16 protein-coding genes are annotated in these 16,617 nt (G+C 67.3%); 12 read left to right on the forward strand and 4 right to left on the reverse strand.

The window, feature by feature from the left end; translation table 11 throughout:
* Window positions 1-32: 32 nt before the first annotated feature.
* From QH168_RS12570 to QH168_RS12580, 3 genes are all read left to right on the forward strand, one after another.
* Window positions 33-455 (forward strand): HIT family protein, encoded by a 423-nt coding sequence (locus tag QH168_RS12570; protein ID WP_280234771.1) that lies wholly within the window; start codon window positions 33-35, stop codon window positions 453-455.
* Window positions 456-598: 143 nt separating this feature from the next.
* Window positions 599-1,561, forward strand: a complete 963-nt coding sequence (locus QH168_RS12575; protein WP_280234772.1) for an alpha/beta hydrolase — start codon at window positions 599-601, stop codon at window positions 1,559-1,561.
* 27 nt (window positions 1,562-1,588) lie between these two features.
* Window positions 1,589-3,781 (forward strand): S9 family peptidase, encoded by a 2,193-nt coding sequence (locus QH168_RS12580; RefSeq protein WP_280234773.1) that lies wholly within the window; start codon window positions 1,589-1,591, stop codon window positions 3,779-3,781.
* Window positions 3,782-3,800: 19 nt separating this feature from the next.
* On the opposite strand, the gene QH168_RS12585 is transcribed toward QH168_RS12580, so the two are convergent.
* A complete protein-coding gene (locus QH168_RS12585) occupies window positions 3,801-4,244 on the reverse strand; it encodes a MarR family winged helix-turn-helix transcriptional regulator (RefSeq protein WP_280234774.1) in 444 nt (147 codons plus the stop codon).
* A gap of 119 nt (window positions 4,245-4,363) precedes the next feature.
* Here QH168_RS12585 and QH168_RS12590 point away from each other — a divergent pair, with 119 nt between their 5' ends.
* The 5 genes from QH168_RS12590 (at window position 4,364) to QH168_RS12610 (ending at window position 9,201) form a co-directional block, all read left to right on the forward strand.
* Complete coding sequence (locus QH168_RS12590; protein ID WP_280234775.1) at window positions 4,364-5,011, forward strand: nitroreductase family protein; 648 nt, start codon at window positions 4,364-4,366, stop codon at window positions 5,009-5,011.
* A gap of 72 nt (window positions 5,012-5,083) precedes the next feature.
* Entirely contained in the window at window positions 5,084-5,785 is a 702-nt protein-coding gene (locus QH168_RS12595) for a DUF2334 domain-containing protein (RefSeq protein WP_280234776.1), read from the forward strand.
* A gap of 197 nt (window positions 5,786-5,982) precedes the next feature.
* On the forward strand, window positions 5,983-7,401 hold the full coding sequence (locus QH168_RS12600) for an APC family permease (protein WP_280234777.1): 1,419 nt from the start codon (window positions 5,983-5,985) through the stop codon (window positions 7,399-7,401).
* Window positions 7,398-7,835 carry a hypothetical protein gene (locus QH168_RS12605; protein WP_280234778.1) on the forward strand — a complete coding sequence of 146 codons (438 nt, stop codon included), beginning with the start codon at window positions 7,398-7,400 and terminating at the stop codon, window positions 7,833-7,835. The genes QH168_RS12600 and QH168_RS12605 overlap by 4 nt, the downstream gene beginning before the upstream one ends.
* Window positions 7,836-7,842: 7 nt before the next feature.
* Window positions 7,843-9,201, forward strand: a complete 1,359-nt coding sequence (locus QH168_RS12610; RefSeq protein WP_280234779.1) for a dipeptidase — start codon at window positions 7,843-7,845, stop codon at window positions 9,199-9,201.
* 204 nt (window positions 9,202-9,405) lie between these two features.
* Here QH168_RS12610 and QH168_RS12615 read toward each other — a convergent pair whose 3' ends face one another.
* Together QH168_RS12615 and QH168_RS12620 are read right to left on the reverse strand one after the other, a co-directional pair.
* Entirely contained in the window at window positions 9,406-9,705 is a 300-nt protein-coding gene (locus QH168_RS12615; RefSeq protein WP_280234780.1) for a hypothetical protein, read from the reverse strand.
* Window positions 9,706-9,726: 21 nt separating this feature from the next.
* A complete protein-coding gene (locus tag QH168_RS12620) occupies window positions 9,727-10,371 on the reverse strand; it encodes an MBL fold metallo-hydrolase (protein WP_280234781.1) in 645 nt (214 codons plus the stop codon).
* 127 nt (window positions 10,372-10,498) lie between these two features.
* Between QH168_RS12620 and purS the strand changes: the two genes are divergently transcribed.
* The 3 genes from purS to QH168_RS12635 all read left to right on the forward strand — a co-directional run bounded on the left by purS (window position 10,499) and on the right by QH168_RS12635 (window position 12,875).
* Window positions 10,499-10,735 carry a phosphoribosylformylglycinamidine synthase subunit PurS gene (gene purS, locus QH168_RS12625; protein ID WP_036532785.1) on the forward strand — a complete coding sequence of 79 codons (237 nt, stop codon included), beginning with the start codon at window positions 10,499-10,501 and terminating at the stop codon, window positions 10,733-10,735.
* Entirely contained in the window at window positions 10,732-11,409 is a 678-nt protein-coding gene (gene purQ / locus QH168_RS12630) for a phosphoribosylformylglycinamidine synthase subunit PurQ (protein ID WP_280234782.1), read from the forward strand. Before purS ends, purQ begins: the two co-directional genes overlap by 4 nt.
* A gap of 167 nt (window positions 11,410-11,576) precedes the next feature.
* On the forward strand, window positions 11,577-12,875 hold the full coding sequence (locus QH168_RS12635; RefSeq protein WP_280234784.1) for a M18 family aminopeptidase: 1,299 nt from the start codon (window positions 11,577-11,579) through the stop codon (window positions 12,873-12,875).
* Here the strand turns inward: QH168_RS12635 and QH168_RS12640 are convergent.
* Entirely contained in the window at window positions 12,824-14,125 is a 1,302-nt protein-coding gene (locus QH168_RS12640) for a glycosyltransferase 87 family protein (protein WP_280234785.1), read from the reverse strand. The genes QH168_RS12635 and QH168_RS12640 overlap by 52 nt on opposite strands.
* A gap of 163 nt (window positions 14,126-14,288) precedes the next feature.
* Between QH168_RS12640 and purL the strand changes: the two genes are divergently transcribed.
* The gene (gene purL, locus QH168_RS12645; protein WP_280234786.1) at window positions 14,289-16,610 is read left to right on the forward strand and encodes a phosphoribosylformylglycinamidine synthase subunit PurL; all 2,322 of its coding nucleotides are present in this window, start codon (window positions 14,289-14,291) and stop codon (window positions 16,608-16,610) included.
* Window positions 16,611-16,617: the final 7 nt, after the last annotated feature.

Raw genomic sequence — 16,617 nt, forward strand, 5'->3', positions numbered from 1 at the left:
TTTCGACGCGGACGGACGGCGATAGTGGGCGGGTGAATCCCTATACGATCTTCGCCGACATCATCGCCGGGAAGGAACCGGCCAGCCGCGTCTACGAGGACGACGACGTCATCGCGTTCATGGATATCCGCCCGCTGACGCCGGGGCATCTGCTGGTCGTACCCAAGGTGGTGGCGCGCAGCCTGGCCGAACTCGATCCCGAGATCGGCGGCAAGTTGTTCCAAGTCGGGCAGAAACTCGCCGCCGCGTTACGGGACAGCGAGGTGGGGTGCGAGGGCGTGAACTTCTTCTTGGCCGACGGTGTGACCGCAGGTCAGGAGGTATTCCATGTGCATCTGCATGTCATTCCGCGCACGGTGGGCGACGGGTTCGGGCTGAAGGCGCGGCCGACCACACCGCATCGGGCGGATCTGGATTATCTGGCCGGGTCCATCAGGGGCGCGCTGGGTCGCTGATCCCGCCTCCCGTGTGACAGGCGTGAATGCAGTTACGGACCGGGCAGTTTGCTGCTGAAACGCCGAATCCGCAAATGCCTGCCGATGACTCGGCTCTGGGTTAGGTTGAGTGGTCATTGTCATGCGCTGATGCAGGAGGGGACGTGCGTAGAGCAAGAATTGCTGCCGTGGTGCTGGCGTTCGCGGCGGCACTGATCGGCCCGGCTGTGGTCGAGCCCGCACCCGCGTCGGCGGCCCGCCTGGTCGGCGTCGAGCAGCTCGGCCCCACCCGCTCGGCGGTGTTCGTGGAATCCGCCGCCATGGGTCGCACCATCCAGGTGCAGGTCCTGCACCCGGCGGGCGGCGGTTCGCGTCCGGCGTACTACCTGCTCGACGGTCTCGATCCCGGCGTCGGCCAGAGCACCTGGACCAACGCGACCGACGCCGAGCGCTTCTTCCAGGGCCGCAACGTCAATGTCGTCCTGCCGATCGGCGGTCAGGCCAGCTACTACACCGATTGGCAGCACGACGATCCCCGCTTCGGCCGGTACAAATGGGAGACCTTCCTGACCCAGGAGCTGCCGCCGATCATCGACGCCCAGTTCAACGGCAATGGGGTCAACGGCATCGGCGGTCTGTCCATGGGCGGTAACGCCGCCTACATCCTGGCTGCCCGCCACCCCGCGCTGTACCGCGCCGTCGCCGGTTACAGCGCCTGCCCCGACACCGCCATGGCGCAGGGCGCGGTGATGTTCTCGATCGCCAACCGCGGCGGCAATCCGCTCAACATGTGGGGCTCGCCCGGCAGCCCCGCCTGGGCCGAACACGATCCCGCGCTGATGTTGGAACGGCTGCGCGGTAAAACCCTGTTCCTGTCCACCGGCACCGGTATCCCCGGCCCGCACGAAGCCGAGATCAAGCCGCAGCTGGCGGAGAACATCTTCCTCGGCGGCCCGGTCGAACTCGGCGTCAATCTCTGCACCGTGGCCTTCGAACAGCGGTTGCGCGCCGCGGGCATCCCGGCCCGCATCGACTACAGCCCCGTCGGCACCCACTCCTGGTCGTACTGGGGCGACATGCTGAAAGCCTCCTGGCCGACGATCGGAGCGGCCATCGGCGCGGGGTAGTCCGAGCCACGGGCTACGGTGGTGTCCATGGCTCTCGACAGTGGTAGCGGATCGACAACCGATGACCTGGCGGTGACGGCGCCGATCGCCAAGACGGTGCCCATCGAGCGGGTGCACCACGACGACGTCTTCGTCGATGAATACGAGTGGCTGCGGGACAAGGAGAGCCCGGAGGTCATCGCCTATCTGGAGGCGGAGAACGCCTACACCGAATCGCAGACCGCACATCTGCGCCCGCTGCGGGACAAGATCTTCGACGAGATCAAGGCCCGGACCCTGGAGACCGACCTGTCGGTGCCGACTCGGGTCGGCGACTACTGGTACTACTCGCGCAGCTTCGAGGGCAAACAGTACGGCGTGCACTGCCGCTGCCCGATCGATGCCACAGCGACTGGTATCGACGCCTGGACTCCGCCGCAGTTGGACGTCGACACCGAGATCCAGGGTGAACAGGTCCTGCTGGACAGCAATGCTCTCGCCGAAGGCCATGATTTCTTCGCCCTCGGCGCGTTCTCCCTCAGCTACGACGGCAATCTGCTCGCCTACTCGGTCGACACCGCGGGCGATGAACGCTACACACTGCGGATCAAGGATCTGCGCACCGGCGAACTGCTCGGTGACGAGATCGCGCGCACCGCGCCGGGCGCCACCTGGTCGCTGGACGGGACGCACGTCTTCTATCAGACCGTCGACGAATCCTGGCGTCCCGACACCGTCTGGCGTCACCGTCTCGGCACCGCCACCGACGCCGATGTGAAGGTCTTCCACGAGCCCGACGAGCGTTATTGGGTGAGCGTCGGCGCGACCCGCTCGGAGAAGTACCTGATGATCTGGGTCGGCTCCAAGATCACCACCGAAGGCTGGGTGCTGGAGTCGGACGACCCGGAGGGCGAGTTCCGGGTGCTGCTGCCGCGCCGTGAGGGCGTCGAGTACTCGGCCGAACATGCCGTGGTGGCGGGCGAGGATCGTTTCCTGATCCTGCACAACGATGTCATCGCCGAGGGCAAGCCGGGCGCGGGTGGTAAAGCGGAGAACTTCGTCCTCGCCGAGGCCCCGGTGGCCGATCCGGCGAATATGACCGTGCTCATCGATCACCGCGACGATGTGCGGCTCGAAGACGTCGACGCCTTCGCCGGACATCTGGTGCTCAGCTACCGGCGCGAGGCGCTGACCCGCGTGGCTGTCTGGCCGCTCGGCCCCGACGGCTACGGCGAACTGCGCGAACTCGACTTCGGGTTGGAACTGTTCGCCGCCGGTGTCGGCGCCAGCCCGGAATGGACCCAGCCGACGCTGCGGCTGGGCGTCACCTCGTTCATCACGCCCATGCAGGTGTTCGACTATGTGCCCGCCACCGGTGATCTGCTGCTGCGCAAGGAGCAGCCGGTGCTCGGCGGCTACGACCCGAACGAATACGAGCAGCACCGGGACTGGGCCGTCGCCGAGGACGGCACCCGCATCCCGATCTCGGTGATCAAGCGCAAGGATCTCGACACCGCGACGCCGAAGCCGCTGCTGCTGTACGGGTACGGCTCGTATGAGGCCAGCATGGACCCGTCGTTCTCGGTATCGCGGTTGTCGCTGCTGGATCGGGGCATGGTCTTCGCGGTCGCGCATGTGCGTGGCGGCGGTGAGATGGGCAGGCTCTGGTACGAGAACGGTAAGACGCTCACCAAGAAGAACACCTTCACCGATTTCGTGTCCTGCGCCCGGCATCTCATCGATAACGGCACCACCGCCGCCGACCGCATGGTCGCCGACGGCGGCAGCGCCGGTGGTCTGCTGGTGGGTGCGGTGGCGAATCTGGCGCCGGAGCTGTTCGCGGGCATTCTCGCCAATGTGCCGTTCGTCGACCCGCTCACCTCCATCCTCGATCCGTCGCTGCCGTTGACCGTCATCGAATGGGACGAATGGGGTAATCCGCTGGCCGACAAGGACGTCTACGACTACATGAAGTCCTATTCGCCCTATGAGAACGTCGAGGCCAAGGACTATCCGGCCATCCTGGCAATCACCAGCATCAACGACACCCGCGTGCTCTACGTCGAGCCCGCCAAATGGGTGGCCAAGCTGCGCGCCACCAAGACCGGCGATGCCCCGCTGCTGCTCAAGACCGAGATGAGCGCCGGGCACGGTGGTGTCAGCGGTCGCTACGAGAAGTGGAAGGAAGTGGCGTTCGAGTACGCCTGGGTGCTCGACACCGTCGGCCTGGCCGACGCCTGAACAGCGGTTTCAGCCCGGGTCACAGCCCGAGCACCTTGGTGAGCAGCGCGGTCAGCTGTTTGCGCTCATCGAGTGTGAGGGCGGCGAAGGTGCGATCCAGGTGGCCCGGGATCGCCGTCTCGGCGGTGCGCAGGCGGTCGCGGCCGGTCTCGGTGAGGGTGACGGCATAGGAGCGGCGATCGCGTGGATTGCGTTCGCGGCGAACATATCCGGACCGCTCCAGGCCGTCGCAGATGTTCACCATGACACTGCGGTCGATGCGCAGTTCCGCGCTCAAGGTCTGCTGTGCGCAGGCGCCCGTCTCGGCCAGCATTTTCAGCACGAGATGTTCACCGACACCGAGGCCGTGTTCGGTCGCGTGTTCGTCACCGGCGCGGGCCACCGCGGCCGAGGCGCGGCACAGTGCGATATCGAGGCGCTCGGCGGCGAGCTGCGGAAAGTAGGTCGGCTTGGTGTCGGTCATGGTTCCCCGTCGTCGGTTTCCGCGAGTCTAACATTCGTCTGTGCACAGATGATTTGACTAGAGATTATCTGTGGTGAGACAGTTCTGGCACTGTCGCGTCGAATGCTGAGGAGTGCGCGGTGACTTTGGAGCTGACCCCGGACGAACTGCTGTCCACCACGAGGGCGGTGCGCAAACGCCTCGATTTCGATCGGCCGGTGCCGCGACAGCTGATCGAGGAATGTATCGATCTGGCGACCCAGGCGCCGACCGGGCGCAACCGGCAGCGCTGGCATTTCCTCGTCGTCACCGATCCGCGGCAGCGCCGCGTGGTGGGCGATATCTTCCGGCGATCGCTGGCCGCCGCGGCCGAGCAGCCGTTGACCCGCGACGACCTGCGCCGCATGCATATCGCACCGGGTTCGATGCATCGGATCTTCGGCGGCCTCACCTATCTGGCCGACAACATCCATCGCGTTCCGGCGCTGGTGATTCCAGGTGTGGAGGGCCGTACCGACAACGCGCCGGTGCAAACCCAGGCCGGTACCTGGGGCTCGATCCTGCCCGCGGTGTGGAGCTTCATGCTCGCCGCCCGCGCTCGTGGGCTCGGCACCGTGTGGACCAGCGCGCAGGGGCCGCTGGAGCGGGAACTCGCGGCGGTGCTCGGCGTACCGTACGACGAGGTGATGCTCGCGGCGTTCATTCCGCTGGCCTACACCATCGGCACCGATTTCAAGCCAGCGGTCCGGGTGCCGCGCGAGCAGGTGCTGCACTGGAACCGCTGGTGACGGCCACGGTTGTTCTTCACGCCGTCATTCGCGCTGCACGCCGAATACATCTTCCGCTGCCACCGTTGGTTCATGAACGCTGAGCTGATCGTGTCGGTTTCCGGGATTCGGGATACCACCAGGGACGCGGCGATCGAGTTCGCCGCGGAAATGGATCGGCGTGACGTGCGGCTGTCGCTGCTGGTGGCGCCACGGTTGAAGGGCAAATACCGGCTGGTGAACGATCCGGCCACGCAGTCCTGGTTGCGTGGTCGGCGGGCCGGGGGCGATGCCATCGTCCTGCACGGCTACGACCAGGCCGCCACCAAGCGCAGGCGCGCGGAGTTCGCGACCCTGCCCAAGCATGAGGCGTTGCTGCGGTTGACCGCCGCCGACCGGGTGCTCGAGCAGACCGGGCTGCGGACCCGGTTGTTCGCCGCACCGCGCTGGGACGCGTCGGCGGGTGCGCTCGCGGCCCTGCCGCAGGCGGGTTTCCGGCTCGCGCTCGGCTTGACCAGCATGCTCGATCTGGAACGCGATATCGCGCAGAAGTCCAGGGTGTACGGGATCGGCGAGGGTTTCCGGGCCGAGCCGTGGTGGTGTCGCGCACTGGTGATGGGTGCGGCCCGCACGGCGCGGCGCGGCGGTGTGCTGCGTCTGGCCATCTCGGGCGCCCAGCTCGATCGTTCCGGTCCGCGGCAGGCCGTCCTCGACGCCGTCGACCTCGCCCTCTATCACGGTGCGGTCAGCGAGGTGTATCGCTGGGAACCGTTCACCGCGGCGCGGGCGGCATGAGGCGTCGCCGCCCCGGTTCGGCGATCGAGGGGCGGCGGCGTCTGCCCGCGTTGTCACGATTTGGGTGATGGTTGCGCGTCAATAGCTCGAATTCACCCGATGGCCTCACGGTTTCATGCCACAGTGGTCACGGCGGCGTGATGTCGGCCGCTTCTGGATTGCTGGATCGGGCAGGACCGAGCGGGCAGGAGGGAGCGATGACCGCGACCACAACGGGCGCCACCGCCACCAAATACATCTCCTGGGTGACGTTGGCGTTGATGACCACCAGTTCGGTGGCCAGCCTGCGGTCCGCGCCGACCATGGCCGTCTACGGCTTGGCGTGCGTATTCCTCTATCTCGTTCCGGCGCTGCTGTTCCTGCTGCCGACCTCGTTGGTTGCGGCCGAATTGGCGTCGGGGTGGCAGGGCGGGGTCTACCGGTGGGTGGGTGAGGGTCTGTCGAAGCCGCTCGGATTCCTCGCGGTGTGGTGTCAGTTCGCGATGACGATCTTCTACTACCCGAGCCTGTTGGCCTATGTGGCAAGCACTTTCGCTTACATTATCCATCCCTCGCTCGCCGCCAACGGTGTGTATGTCGCGATCGTCATCATCACCGTCTACTGGGCGGGGGTCTACATCTCCTCGCAGGGCACCAAGACGGTGGCGGGCCTGTCGAGTATGGGTCTGGTGATCGGCACGTTGATCCCCGGAACCGTGCTCGTGCTGTTGGGGCTGGTGTTCCTGGCGCAGGGCAATCCGTCCGCCGCGCCGATGGACGGCGACCATCTGTTACCGGCCTGGGCGGGTCTGGCCAGTCTGGTGCTGATCGTGAACAACTTCCTCAGCTACGCCGGGATGGAAATGAACGCGGTGCACGTGTCCAGCCTGCGTAATCCGGGCCGCGAATTCCCCAGGGCGATGTTCATGGCCGCCGGTCTGGTCCTGCTGATCTTCATCCTGCCCGCGCTGGCGATCAGCTGGGTGGTGCCCGCGGCGAACCTGAGCCTGACCGCCGGTGTGATGCAGGCCTTCGACGGATTCTTCGGGCACTTCGGGATCGACTTCCTGACCCCGATCGTCGGTATCGCATTGGTCGCCGCGGCATTGGGCGGCATGCTCACCTGGCTTGCCGGTCCGTCGAAAGGTCTGCTGCTGATCGGGCGCTCCGAGGGCTACCTGCCGCCGGTCCTCACCAAGACGAACGCCCATGGCGTACAACAGAACATGCTGGTCGCGCAGGGTGTGTTCACCACATTGATCGCGTTGCTGTACGCGTTCATCCCGAATGTCTCCAGCGCCTACTGGATTCTGTCGGTGATCACCACGCAGGTGTATCTGATCATGTACGTGCTGATGTTCGCGGCGGCGGTTCGGTTGCGCCGCAATCAACCCGATCATCCGCGTGGATATCGGGCGCCGGCGCTGATCGGTCTGTGCGTGCTCGGTGCGATGTCGTCGGTGGCGGCGTTCGTCATCGGATTCGTGCCGCCCTCGCAGTTCGGCGGCGGCAACACCCTCGTCTATGTACTGATCGTGGGTGGCGGGCTCGGTGTGGTCGGCCTGCTGATTCCCTATCTGTTCTACCGATTCCGGCAGGAGAGCTGGAAGATCGCGGCGCCGGAGGTGGCGGCATGACGACGGGCGACGCGCCCGATCGCAAGCGGCGCATCATCTACATCACCACGATCGTGCTGCTGTGTACGTTCGCACTTTTCGGTCTCGCGCAGTTCGACCGCATCCGCGACGACCATCAGGCCGATGTGCTGGCCGAGCAACTGCACGATCAGCTGGTCGCGGCGGGCCTGCCCGCGCCCGATCCGCAGATCATCGCGAACTCCCTTGGCCGCGATGGCGGGCTCGTCTGTCAGGACCCGTCCTCGGCGCTGATCAAGGCCCGCTATCAGCAGTCCATCACCACCGGGGCCGGCGGGCCGGGGCAGCGTCCGGTGATCGGCCCGACCGATATGGTGCGCGCGGTGGAGCTGGCGATCGCCACCTATTGCCCGGAGCGGCTCGGTGATTATCTGAATCAGGTGGGGGATATGAAGTTCGACGATACGACGAAGTGAAGGTGCCATGACCTCCGAGGACGCACGCGTAACCGACCTGCGTAAACGGGTCGCCGAGCAGATGCCGCAGGCGCGGGCCGATCTCGCGCAACTGGTCGCGCTGAAGTCGGTGGCCGATCCGCGCCAGTTCCCGCCCGAGGAATGCGAACGCGCTGCGCACTGGGTGGCCGACGCGTTCGCCGCGGTCGGTCTCACCAGGGTCGGTCTGCACGAAACACCCGACGGCAGTAAGGCCGTCATCGCCTCACGCCCCGCACCGCCCGGCGCGCCGACGGTACTGCTGTACTGCCATTACGACGTGCAACCGCCGCTCGACGACGCGGCCTGGCGAACCCCCGTGTGGGAACTCACCGAAAAGGACGGCCGCTGGTACGGGCGCGGCGCCGCCGACTGCAAGGGCAATATCGTCATGCATCTGACCGCGCTGCGGGCGCTTGGCACCGATCTGCCGGTGGGGGTCACGCTGGTCGCCGAGGGGTCGGAGGAGCAGGGGACCGGCGGGTTGGAGCGCTTCGTCGAAGCGAACCCCGATCTGCTGCGGTCGGACGCGATCCTGGTGTGCGACAGCGGGAACTTCGCGGTGGGTGTGCCGACCTTCACCGAGACCTTGCGCGGCAACGTCAATGTGGTGGTAACCGTGGAAACCCTTGCCGGGCCGGTGCATTCGGGCATGTTCGGCGGGCCAGCACCCGATGCGCTCGCGGCGACGATCAAACTGCTGGATTCACTGCGCGACGAGCACGGCAACACCACCGTCGACGGTCTGGCGAACAACGAGACCTGGGCCGGCGTGCAGTACCCCGAGGATCAGTTCCGCACCGACGCCGGGCTGCTCTCCGGGGTCGGGCTGCTCGGCGACGGCACCGTCGCCGATATGTTGTGGGCCCGCCCCGCACTCACCGTGCTCGGCATCGACGCACCCGATGTGGTCGGTTCCTCCGCCGCGGTCCAGCCGATCGCCCGCGCCCGCCTCAACCTGCGCATCCCGCCGGGCACCGACCCGGAGAAGGCGCATCAGGCGCTGGTCGCGCACCTGAAAGCCCACACCCCCTGGCAGGCCAAGATCGCCATCGAGCTGGAATCCACCGGCGCTCCCTTCCGTTCCGGCAGCGGTGGCCCCGCCCGCGCCGCCATGGAATCGGCCCTCGCCACCGCCTACGGCCGCGCCGCCACCACCCAGGGTCAGGGCGGCTCCATCCCGCTGTGCAACGTCTTCGCCGACACCTACCCCGACGCCGAGATCATGCTGCTCGGCGTCGAGGAACCGCAGTGCCTGATCCACGCCCCCAACGAAAGCGTCGACCCCACCGAGATCGAACATCTGGCGCTCGCCGAGGCACTGTTCTTGTCGACGTACTCGAAATAGCCGTACACATGGCGCGAACTGTTCACTCTCGGTCGAGGAGCTGGATGGTTCGGCTGCCGACCAAACGATCACAGTATGAGCCCGGCCTACTTGCCGAATGGGTCGGACGAGGCAAGCGGTCGAAACCTGTTGCCTCATAACCCCAACTGGGCGAGGAGCCGCTGCCGGGGAGCGGATGGCGGCACGGCGGCGACCAATCACGTATTACGCGGGTGGATGGATCTTCACCGTCCAGCGGGGGTGGTCTCGGCGCGGCCGGATATCGGTGGCCCGGAAGTCGTATCCGTCCTGTTGGGCGGGCTCCCAGTCGAAGTCGACGGTTTCACCGACGAACACCTCCCGGAAACCGCCGCTGACCGTCATGGATTCACCCGGCCGCAGACGCGGGAGTTCGCCCGCCCAGAGGTGGCTGTAGTGCGCCCAGCAGCCGCCGGGGGTGTCGGGGGAGTCGATGACACCCCAGCCTTCGTCGTTGTGCCATTCGGTGACGGTGCCGATGCTCATGGGTCGAGGTTCGTACGGGAATCATAGGTCGGCCGAATCCTCCGGTTCGATGACGCGGAATTCGGTTCCGGCCGGGCCCATTTCGGCGAGGCGGCCGAAGTAGATGCCCTGGGCTTCGGGGGCGATGATGCCGAAGTGGATGGGGATGGCGGTGCGGGGCGCCACCGAGCGGAGATAGTCGACGGCTTCGCTGATGCGCATCCAGGGGGCCACGGCGGGGATGGCGAGGACACCGACGGGGTTGGGCGGAACCCAGAGGGAGTCGCCGGGGTGGACCAGCTGGGCCGGATCGTCGGGGGTGCCGAGCTGGAAGACGGTGTTGTCGATGACGGGGATATCGGGATGGATGACGGCGTGACGTCCGCCGCCGCCGGTGATCCGCACCCCGTCGAGGTCGATGACATTGCCCGCGTGCACCGCCTCCCAGCGTCCGCCGCGCTGCTGGGCGGTCTGCGGATCGCTGAACAGGCGGGCATTCGGGTTCGCGTCGACCAGCGCCTCGATCCGGTTCGGGTCGATGTGATCGGGATGCTGATGGGTGACGGCGATCGCGTCGAGGCCGGTGATGCCTTCGAAGCCGTGAGCGAACGTGCCCGGATCGAACAGGATCTTTCTGCCGTGCAGTTCCACGAGAATGCAGGAGTGACCGAAGTGGGCTATGCGCATACGGCCACATTAGGCCCGCTGTGGGCCTCGGCACAGTGGGCCGCGCACAGCCAACCCGCCACCGCGCCGGTCGCGCCCTACAACTACGCTGTTCAGGTAACCCCCACCACCACTCGAGGAGCAACGCGTGGCACGAGTCGTTGTCGAGGTGATGCCGAAGGCCGAGATCCTGGATCCGCAGGGTCAGGCCATCGTCGGTGCACTTCCGCGCCTGGGATTCCAGGGAGTCTCGGACGTCCGGCAGGGCAAACGATTCGAACTCGAGGTCGGCGATGACGTCAGCGACGACGAACTCGCGCAGATCGCGGAATCGTTGCTGGCCAACACCGTCATCGAGGAGTGGAAGGTGGTCCGCGTCTCATGACTGCCCGGATCGGGGTCATCACCTTTCCCGGCACGCTCGATGATGTGGACGCCGCCCGCGCGGTTCGCCTGGCCGGCGCCGAAGCGGTCGATCTGTGGCATGCCGACGCCGATCTGAAACAGGTCGACGCCGTCATCGTGCCCGGCGGCTTCTCCTACGGCGACTACCTGCGCGCCGGCGCCATCGCCCGGTTCGCGCCGGTCATGGGCGAGGTCGTGCGCGCCGCGGAAGGCGGTATGCCGGTGCTCGGCATCTGCAACGGCTTCCAGGTGCTGTGCGAGGCCGGCCTGCTGCCGGGTGCGCTCACCCGCAACGAGGGCCTGCACTTCATCTGCCGTGACGAATGGCTGCGCGTGGAGGCCGTGGACACCGCCTGGACCTCCCGCTACGAGCCGGACGCCCAGATCCTGGTGCCGTTGAAGTCCGGTGAGGGCCGCTTCCAGGCGTCCGAGGCCGTACTCGACGAGCTGGAGGGCGAGGGTCGAGTGGTGTTCCGCTACGCGGGCGACAACCCGAACGGCTCCCAGCGCGGTATCGCGGGCATCACCTCGGCCAACCGCCGCGTCGTCGGCCTGATGCCGCATCCCGAACACGCCACCGAGCCGCTCACCGGCCCGAGCGACGACGGCCTCGGGCTGTTCCTCTCGGTGCTGGACACCCTCGTCAGCGCCTGATTTCGGCGGCGCTCCGCCGAACGCGCGCCTCGATCGAGTTCTTCCGCCCACCGCTGCGCGACGACTGCCTTGTCGTCGCGCAGAGGTGGGCGAACAGCTTTCGGGGCCATCGCAGCCACGATCGTCTATCGCCGGAGCGCCGCGGACACTGCGCATAGGATCGCGGTATGCCGGTTTCCTCCACCGCGGCCTCGGCCGCCGGGCTGTGTGCCTTCATCGATGAATCGCCGTCGCCGTTCCATGTGTGCCACACCGTCGCACAGGATCTCGATGAGCACGGCTTCACCCGGCTCGACGAATCGGCGGCCTGGCCGTCGGGTGGGCGCGGTAGGCATTACGTGGTGCGCGGCGGGTCGCTGGTGGCGTGGGCCGATCAGGAGCCCGCGGCCGCGGCGCCGTTCCGGGTGGTCGGCGCACATACCGACAGCCCGAATCTGCGGGTCAAACAGCACCCGGATCTGAGCGCGGCGGGCTGGCAGCTGGTCGGTCTCGAACCGTACGGCGGCGCCTGGCTGAATTCCTGGCTCGATCGTGAGCTGGGCCTGTCCGGCCGGTTGAGCGTGCGCGAGGGCAACACCGTCGGTGAGCGGCTGGTTCGCATCAATGAGCCGATCCTGCGGGTGCCGCAGCTGGCGATCCACCTGTCCGAGGACCGGCGCGGGGTGACGCTCGACCCGCAGCGGCACGTGAACGCGATCTGGGGCGTCGGCGCGGAACCACGTTCGTTTATCGCCTATGTCGCCGAGCACGCCGGACTCGACCCGGCGACCGTACTCGGCTGGGAACTGATGGCCCACGATCTGGACCCGAGCCGATTGGTCGGCCGCGACCGTGATCTGGTCAGCGCGCCCCGCCTGGACAATCAAGGCACCTGCTACGCGGGTCTGCGCGCATTCCTCGCCGCTGTCGACACCCCTGGCGCCGCGGTACCGGTGCTGGCCATGTTCGATCACGAAGAGGTGGGCAGCCAATCCGATCGCGGCGCACAGTCGGATCTGTTGGCGACCGTGCTGGAACGGATCGTGCTGACCCGCGGCGGCGGCCGCGCCGAATACCTGGCGGCACTGGCCGGTTCGATCTGCGCCTCGGGCGATATGGCACACGCCACCCACCCGAACTACCCCGAACGGCACGAACCCGCCCACCGGATCGAGATCAACGGCGGCCCGGTGCTCAAGGTGAACCAGAACCTGCGCTATGCCACCGACGCCACCGGCGCCGGCGCGTTCGCACTGGCCTGCGATCAGGCCGGGGTGCCGCTGCAACGTTATGTGCACCGCGCGGACCTGCCGTGCGGCTCCACCATCGGCCCGATGACGGCCGCGCGCACCGGTATGCCCACCGTCGACGTCGGCGCACCGCAGTTGGCGATGCATTCGGCCCGCGAATTGATGGGCGCCGCCGATGTGGGGGCCTACGCCGCGGCGCTGGCCGCCTTCTTGACCCCGGAGACCGCGGGACGGTAGGTCAGCACCGCGATCACGAACACCGCGAAGGTGGTGATCACATAGCTGCTGCCGATGATCTGCTGCCACCAGGCCCAGCCGAGTTCGCGATCGGCCTCATGGGGCAGCAGCCAGTGCGGGCCGAGCAGGAACATCACCGTCATCGCGGCCACCGCGCCGATCAGTAGCGGATTGCGTCGGCCGCGGGCGATGGCGTCGGCGGTCAGCAGCAGGGCGGGCGCGACCCACACCCAGTGATGCGACCACGACACCGGCGAGACCAGCAGGATGGCGGCCGCGTTCACCATGAGCGCGGCCACCGATGCATCGGCCCGGATGAGCCTGCGCATCCACAGCGCCGCGAGACCGATCGCCACCAGCGACAACGAGATCCAGATCACCGTCGCCGCGGAATCGGAGACACCGAGCCGGAACGCGAACCCCTTCAACGATTGATTGCCCGCGTAGTAGGGCGGGCCGATGCGACCGGTATCGGCGAGAGTGTGGAACCAGTACTCCACCGAATCGCTCGGGAAGATCAGGAATCCGAGACCCACCGCACCGATGGCGGAAACGACCAGCGTGCCCGCCGCTTTCCAGTCCTTGCGCAACAGGAAGTACAGCAGATACCCGGCCGGGATCAGCTTGATCGACACCGCGATGCCGATGAGCATGCCGCGCGGCCAGAAGGGCTTGCGCACCAGGCAGTCAAGGGCCACCACGGCCATCAGGACCAGGTTCACCTGACCGAAGGAGTAGGTCTGGCGGACCGGCTCGAAGAATCCCGCCAGCGCGACCGCGGCGATGACGACCGTCAGCGCGGTCATCCGGTCCAGCTCGGGCCGGATCCGCGCCAGCACCAACCACAGGGTGATGCCGAGGCTCAGCACCGACGTGGCAAGCACCACGATCTCGGCCACGCCCAGCGGCATGAGCGCGAGCGGAGCGAAGAACAGCGCGGCCAGCGGTGGATAGGTGAACGGCAGTCCGATGCCGAATACCTTGGGCATCGGGCCGTACAGATCGCCGCCGTCGAGCCAGACCCGGGCGCCGTTGCGGTAGACCTGGAGATCGATGTAGCCGTCCCACCAGTGGACCAGCAGGGCGATGACCCCATACACCGCGAACAGCGCGAACGCGGCGGCCAGCCAGCGCTTCTGACGCCGAGTCCACGGGGCCGGTGGTGCGGCCGGGCCGTTCGAGCCGGGGCGCGCGCCAGCCGTGGTGACGGGCTGCTCGGCCGGTTCCGCAACCCCCGATCGATCGTTCACCGGGACAGATTAGCGGGTACCCCTATGCCCCGGGGCCGGGCGGGTTTGCCCCGGCAATAGTCGCGTTTGCCCCGGCAGTAGACTCGCAGGCGTATCTCGCGGCAATTCGGCAACTCGGCGCGGCGCAGCTGTGTTCGTTCGAGTCTGTCTGGATTGTCTCCGCATGCCTGGCCGAAAGGACCCTGGTAATCCCGTGACTCCGCAGGTCGACACGGTCGCAACCGCAGCAGCCACTCCGGACACTCCGCAGCCGTATCTCGAGCTCGGGCTCAAGGATGACGAATACGCCCGGATCAAGGAGATCCTCGGTCGCAGGCCGACCGACGCCGAACTGGCGATGTACTCCGTGATGTGGAGCGAGCACTGCTCGTACAAATCGTCGAAGGTGCATCTGCGCTACTTCGGCCAGACCACCACCGAGGAGATGCGCGCCTCCATGCTCGCCGGTATCGGCGAGAACGCGGGCGTGGTCGATGTCGGCGACGGCTGGGCGGTCACCTTCAAGGTGGAAAGCCACAATCACCCGTCCTATGTGGAGCCGTACCAGGGCGCCGCGACCGGCGTCGGCGGTATCGTGCGCGACATCATGGCGATGGGCGCGCGCCCGATCGCGGTGATGGACCAGCTGCGCTTCGGCGCCGCGGACGCCGCCGATACCCGTCGGGTGGTCGACGGTGTGGTGCGCGGCGTGGGCGGCTACGGCAATTCGCTCGGGCTGCCGAATATCGGCGGCGAGACCGTCTTCGACGCCTCGTATCAGGGCAACCCGCTGGTGAACGCGCTGTGCGCGGGCGTGATGCGGGTCGAGGACCTGCATCTGGCCTTCGCCTCCGGCACCGGCAACAAGATCATCCTGTTCGGCGCGCGGACCGGCCTCGACGGCATCGGCGGCGTGTCTGTGCTGGCCTCGGACACCTTCTCCGGCGACGAATCCGGCGCCGGCCGCAAGAAGCTGCCGAGCGTGCAGGTGGGCGACCCGTTCACCGAGAAGGTGCTCATCGAGTGCTGTCTGGAGCTGTACGCGGCCAGGTTGGTCGTCGGCATCCAGGATCTCGGCGGTGCTGGACTGTCCTGCGCCACCTCGGAACTGGCCGCCGCCGGTGATGGTGGCATGCACATCGAGCTGGACAAGGTGCCGCTGCGCGCCGCCGATATGACCCCGGCCGAGGTGCTGTCCAGCGAATCCCAGGAGCGCATGTGCGCGGTGGTGACGCCGGAGAACGTGGACGCGTTCATGGCCGTCTGCCGCAAATGGGATGTGCTGGCCACGGTGATCGGCGAGGTCACCGATGGTGAGCGGCTGGTCGTCAGCTGGAACGGGGAGACCGTCGTCGATGTGCCGCCGCGCACCGTCGCCCACGAGGGCCCGGTCTACGAGCGTCCGGTGCAGCGCCCGGACACCCAGGACGCGCTGATCGCCGACACCCCCGACACCCTCACCCGGCCGAAGACCGCCGACGAACTGCGCGCGACCCTGCTGCACATGGTGTCGAGCCCGCAGCTGTGCAGCCGCAAGTGGATCACCGAGCAGTACGACCGCTACGTGCGCGGCAACACCGTGCTCGCCGAACACGCCGACGCGGGCGTCATCCGGATCGATGAGGAGACCGGCCGCGGTATCGCGCTGGCCACCGACGCCTCCGGTCGCTACACCAAACTGGACCCCTACACCGGCGCCCAGCTCGCATTGGCCGAGGCCTACCGCAATGTCGCCACCACCGGCGCCACCCCGAAGGCCGTCACCAACTGCCTGAACTTCGGTTCGCCGGAGGACCCGGGTGTGATGTGGCAGTTCCAGCAGGCGGTGCACGGTCTGGCCGACGGCTGTGTGGAACTGGGCATCCCGGTCACCGGCGGCAATGTCAGCTTCTACAACCAGACCGGCCAGGACGCGATCCTGCCGACGCCGGTGGTCGGTGTGCTCGGCGTCATCGACGATGTGCACCGCCGGATCCCGACCGGACTCGGCCTCGAACCCGGTGAAACGCTGATCCTGCTCGGCGACACCCGCGACGAGTTCGGTGGTTCGATCTGGTCGCAGGTGGCCCACGACCATCTCGGCGGCGTCCCGCCGAAGGTCGATTTCGCCAGGGAACGGCTGCTGTCGGAGGTGCTGACGGCCGGTTCACGGGATGGCATGATCAGCGCCGCTCACGACCTTTCCGAGGGCGGACTCGCCCAGGCGGTGGTCGAGGCAGCGCTGGCCGGTGAGACCGGTTGCCGCATCCTGCTGCCCGAGGACGCGGACCCGTTCGTCGCGCTGTTCTCCGAATCGGCGGGCCGGGTACTGGTGGCCGTGCCGCGTTCGGAGGAGACCAGGTTCACCCGTATGTGCACCGCACGCGAACTGCCGTGGGTGCGCATCGGCGTGGTCGATCAGGGCGCCGATTCGATCGAGGTGCAGGGACAGTTCTCGGTGCCGCTGGCCGAACTGCGCGAAGCGCATGAGGGCACCCTGCCGAAGTTGTTCGGCGCGGAGGTCTGATCGAGTC

The organism is Nocardia cyriacigeorgica, assembly GCF_029868385.1.
In the GTDB taxonomy this organism is placed as follows: domain Bacteria; phylum Actinomycetota; class Actinomycetes; order Mycobacteriales; family Mycobacteriaceae; genus Nocardia; species Nocardia cyriacigeorgica_F.

Excerpts from the sequence above, each read along its gene's own strand:
- QH168_RS12595 (WP_280234776.1), top strand. The coding sequence starts at position 5,084 with ATGAACGCTGAGCTGATCGTGTCGGTTTCCGGGATTCGGGATACCACC.
- QH168_RS12585 (WP_280234774.1), bottom strand. The coding sequence starts at position 4,244 with ATGACCGACACCAAGCCGACCTACTTTCCGCAGCTCGCCGCCGAGCGC.
- QH168_RS12605 (WP_280234778.1), top strand. The coding sequence starts at position 7,398 with ATGACGACGGGCGACGCGCCCGATCGCAAGCGGCGCATCATCTACATC.
- purL (WP_280234786.1), top strand. The coding sequence starts at position 14,289 with ATGCCTGGCCGAAAGGACCCTGGTAATCCCGTGACTCCGCAGGTCGAC.
- QH168_RS12620 (WP_280234781.1), bottom strand. The coding sequence starts at position 10,371 with ATGCGCATAGCCCACTTCGGTCACTCCTGCATTCTCGTGGAACTGCAC.
- purQ (WP_280234782.1), top strand. The coding sequence starts at position 10,732 with ATGACTGCCCGGATCGGGGTCATCACCTTTCCCGGCACGCTCGATGAT.
- QH168_RS12635 (WP_280234784.1), top strand. The coding sequence starts at position 11,577 with ATGCCGGTTTCCTCCACCGCGGCCTCGGCCGCCGGGCTGTGTGCCTTC.
- QH168_RS12615 (WP_280234780.1), bottom strand. The coding sequence starts at position 9,705 with ATGAGCATCGGCACCGTCACCGAATGGCACAACGACGAAGGCTGGGGT.
- QH168_RS12610 (WP_280234779.1), top strand. The coding sequence starts at position 7,843 with ATGACCTCCGAGGACGCACGCGTAACCGACCTGCGTAAACGGGTCGCC.
- QH168_RS12580 (WP_280234773.1), top strand. The coding sequence starts at position 1,589 with ATGGCTCTCGACAGTGGTAGCGGATCGACAACCGATGACCTGGCGGTG.
- QH168_RS12600 (WP_280234777.1), top strand. The coding sequence starts at position 5,983 with ATGACCGCGACCACAACGGGCGCCACCGCCACCAAATACATCTCCTGG.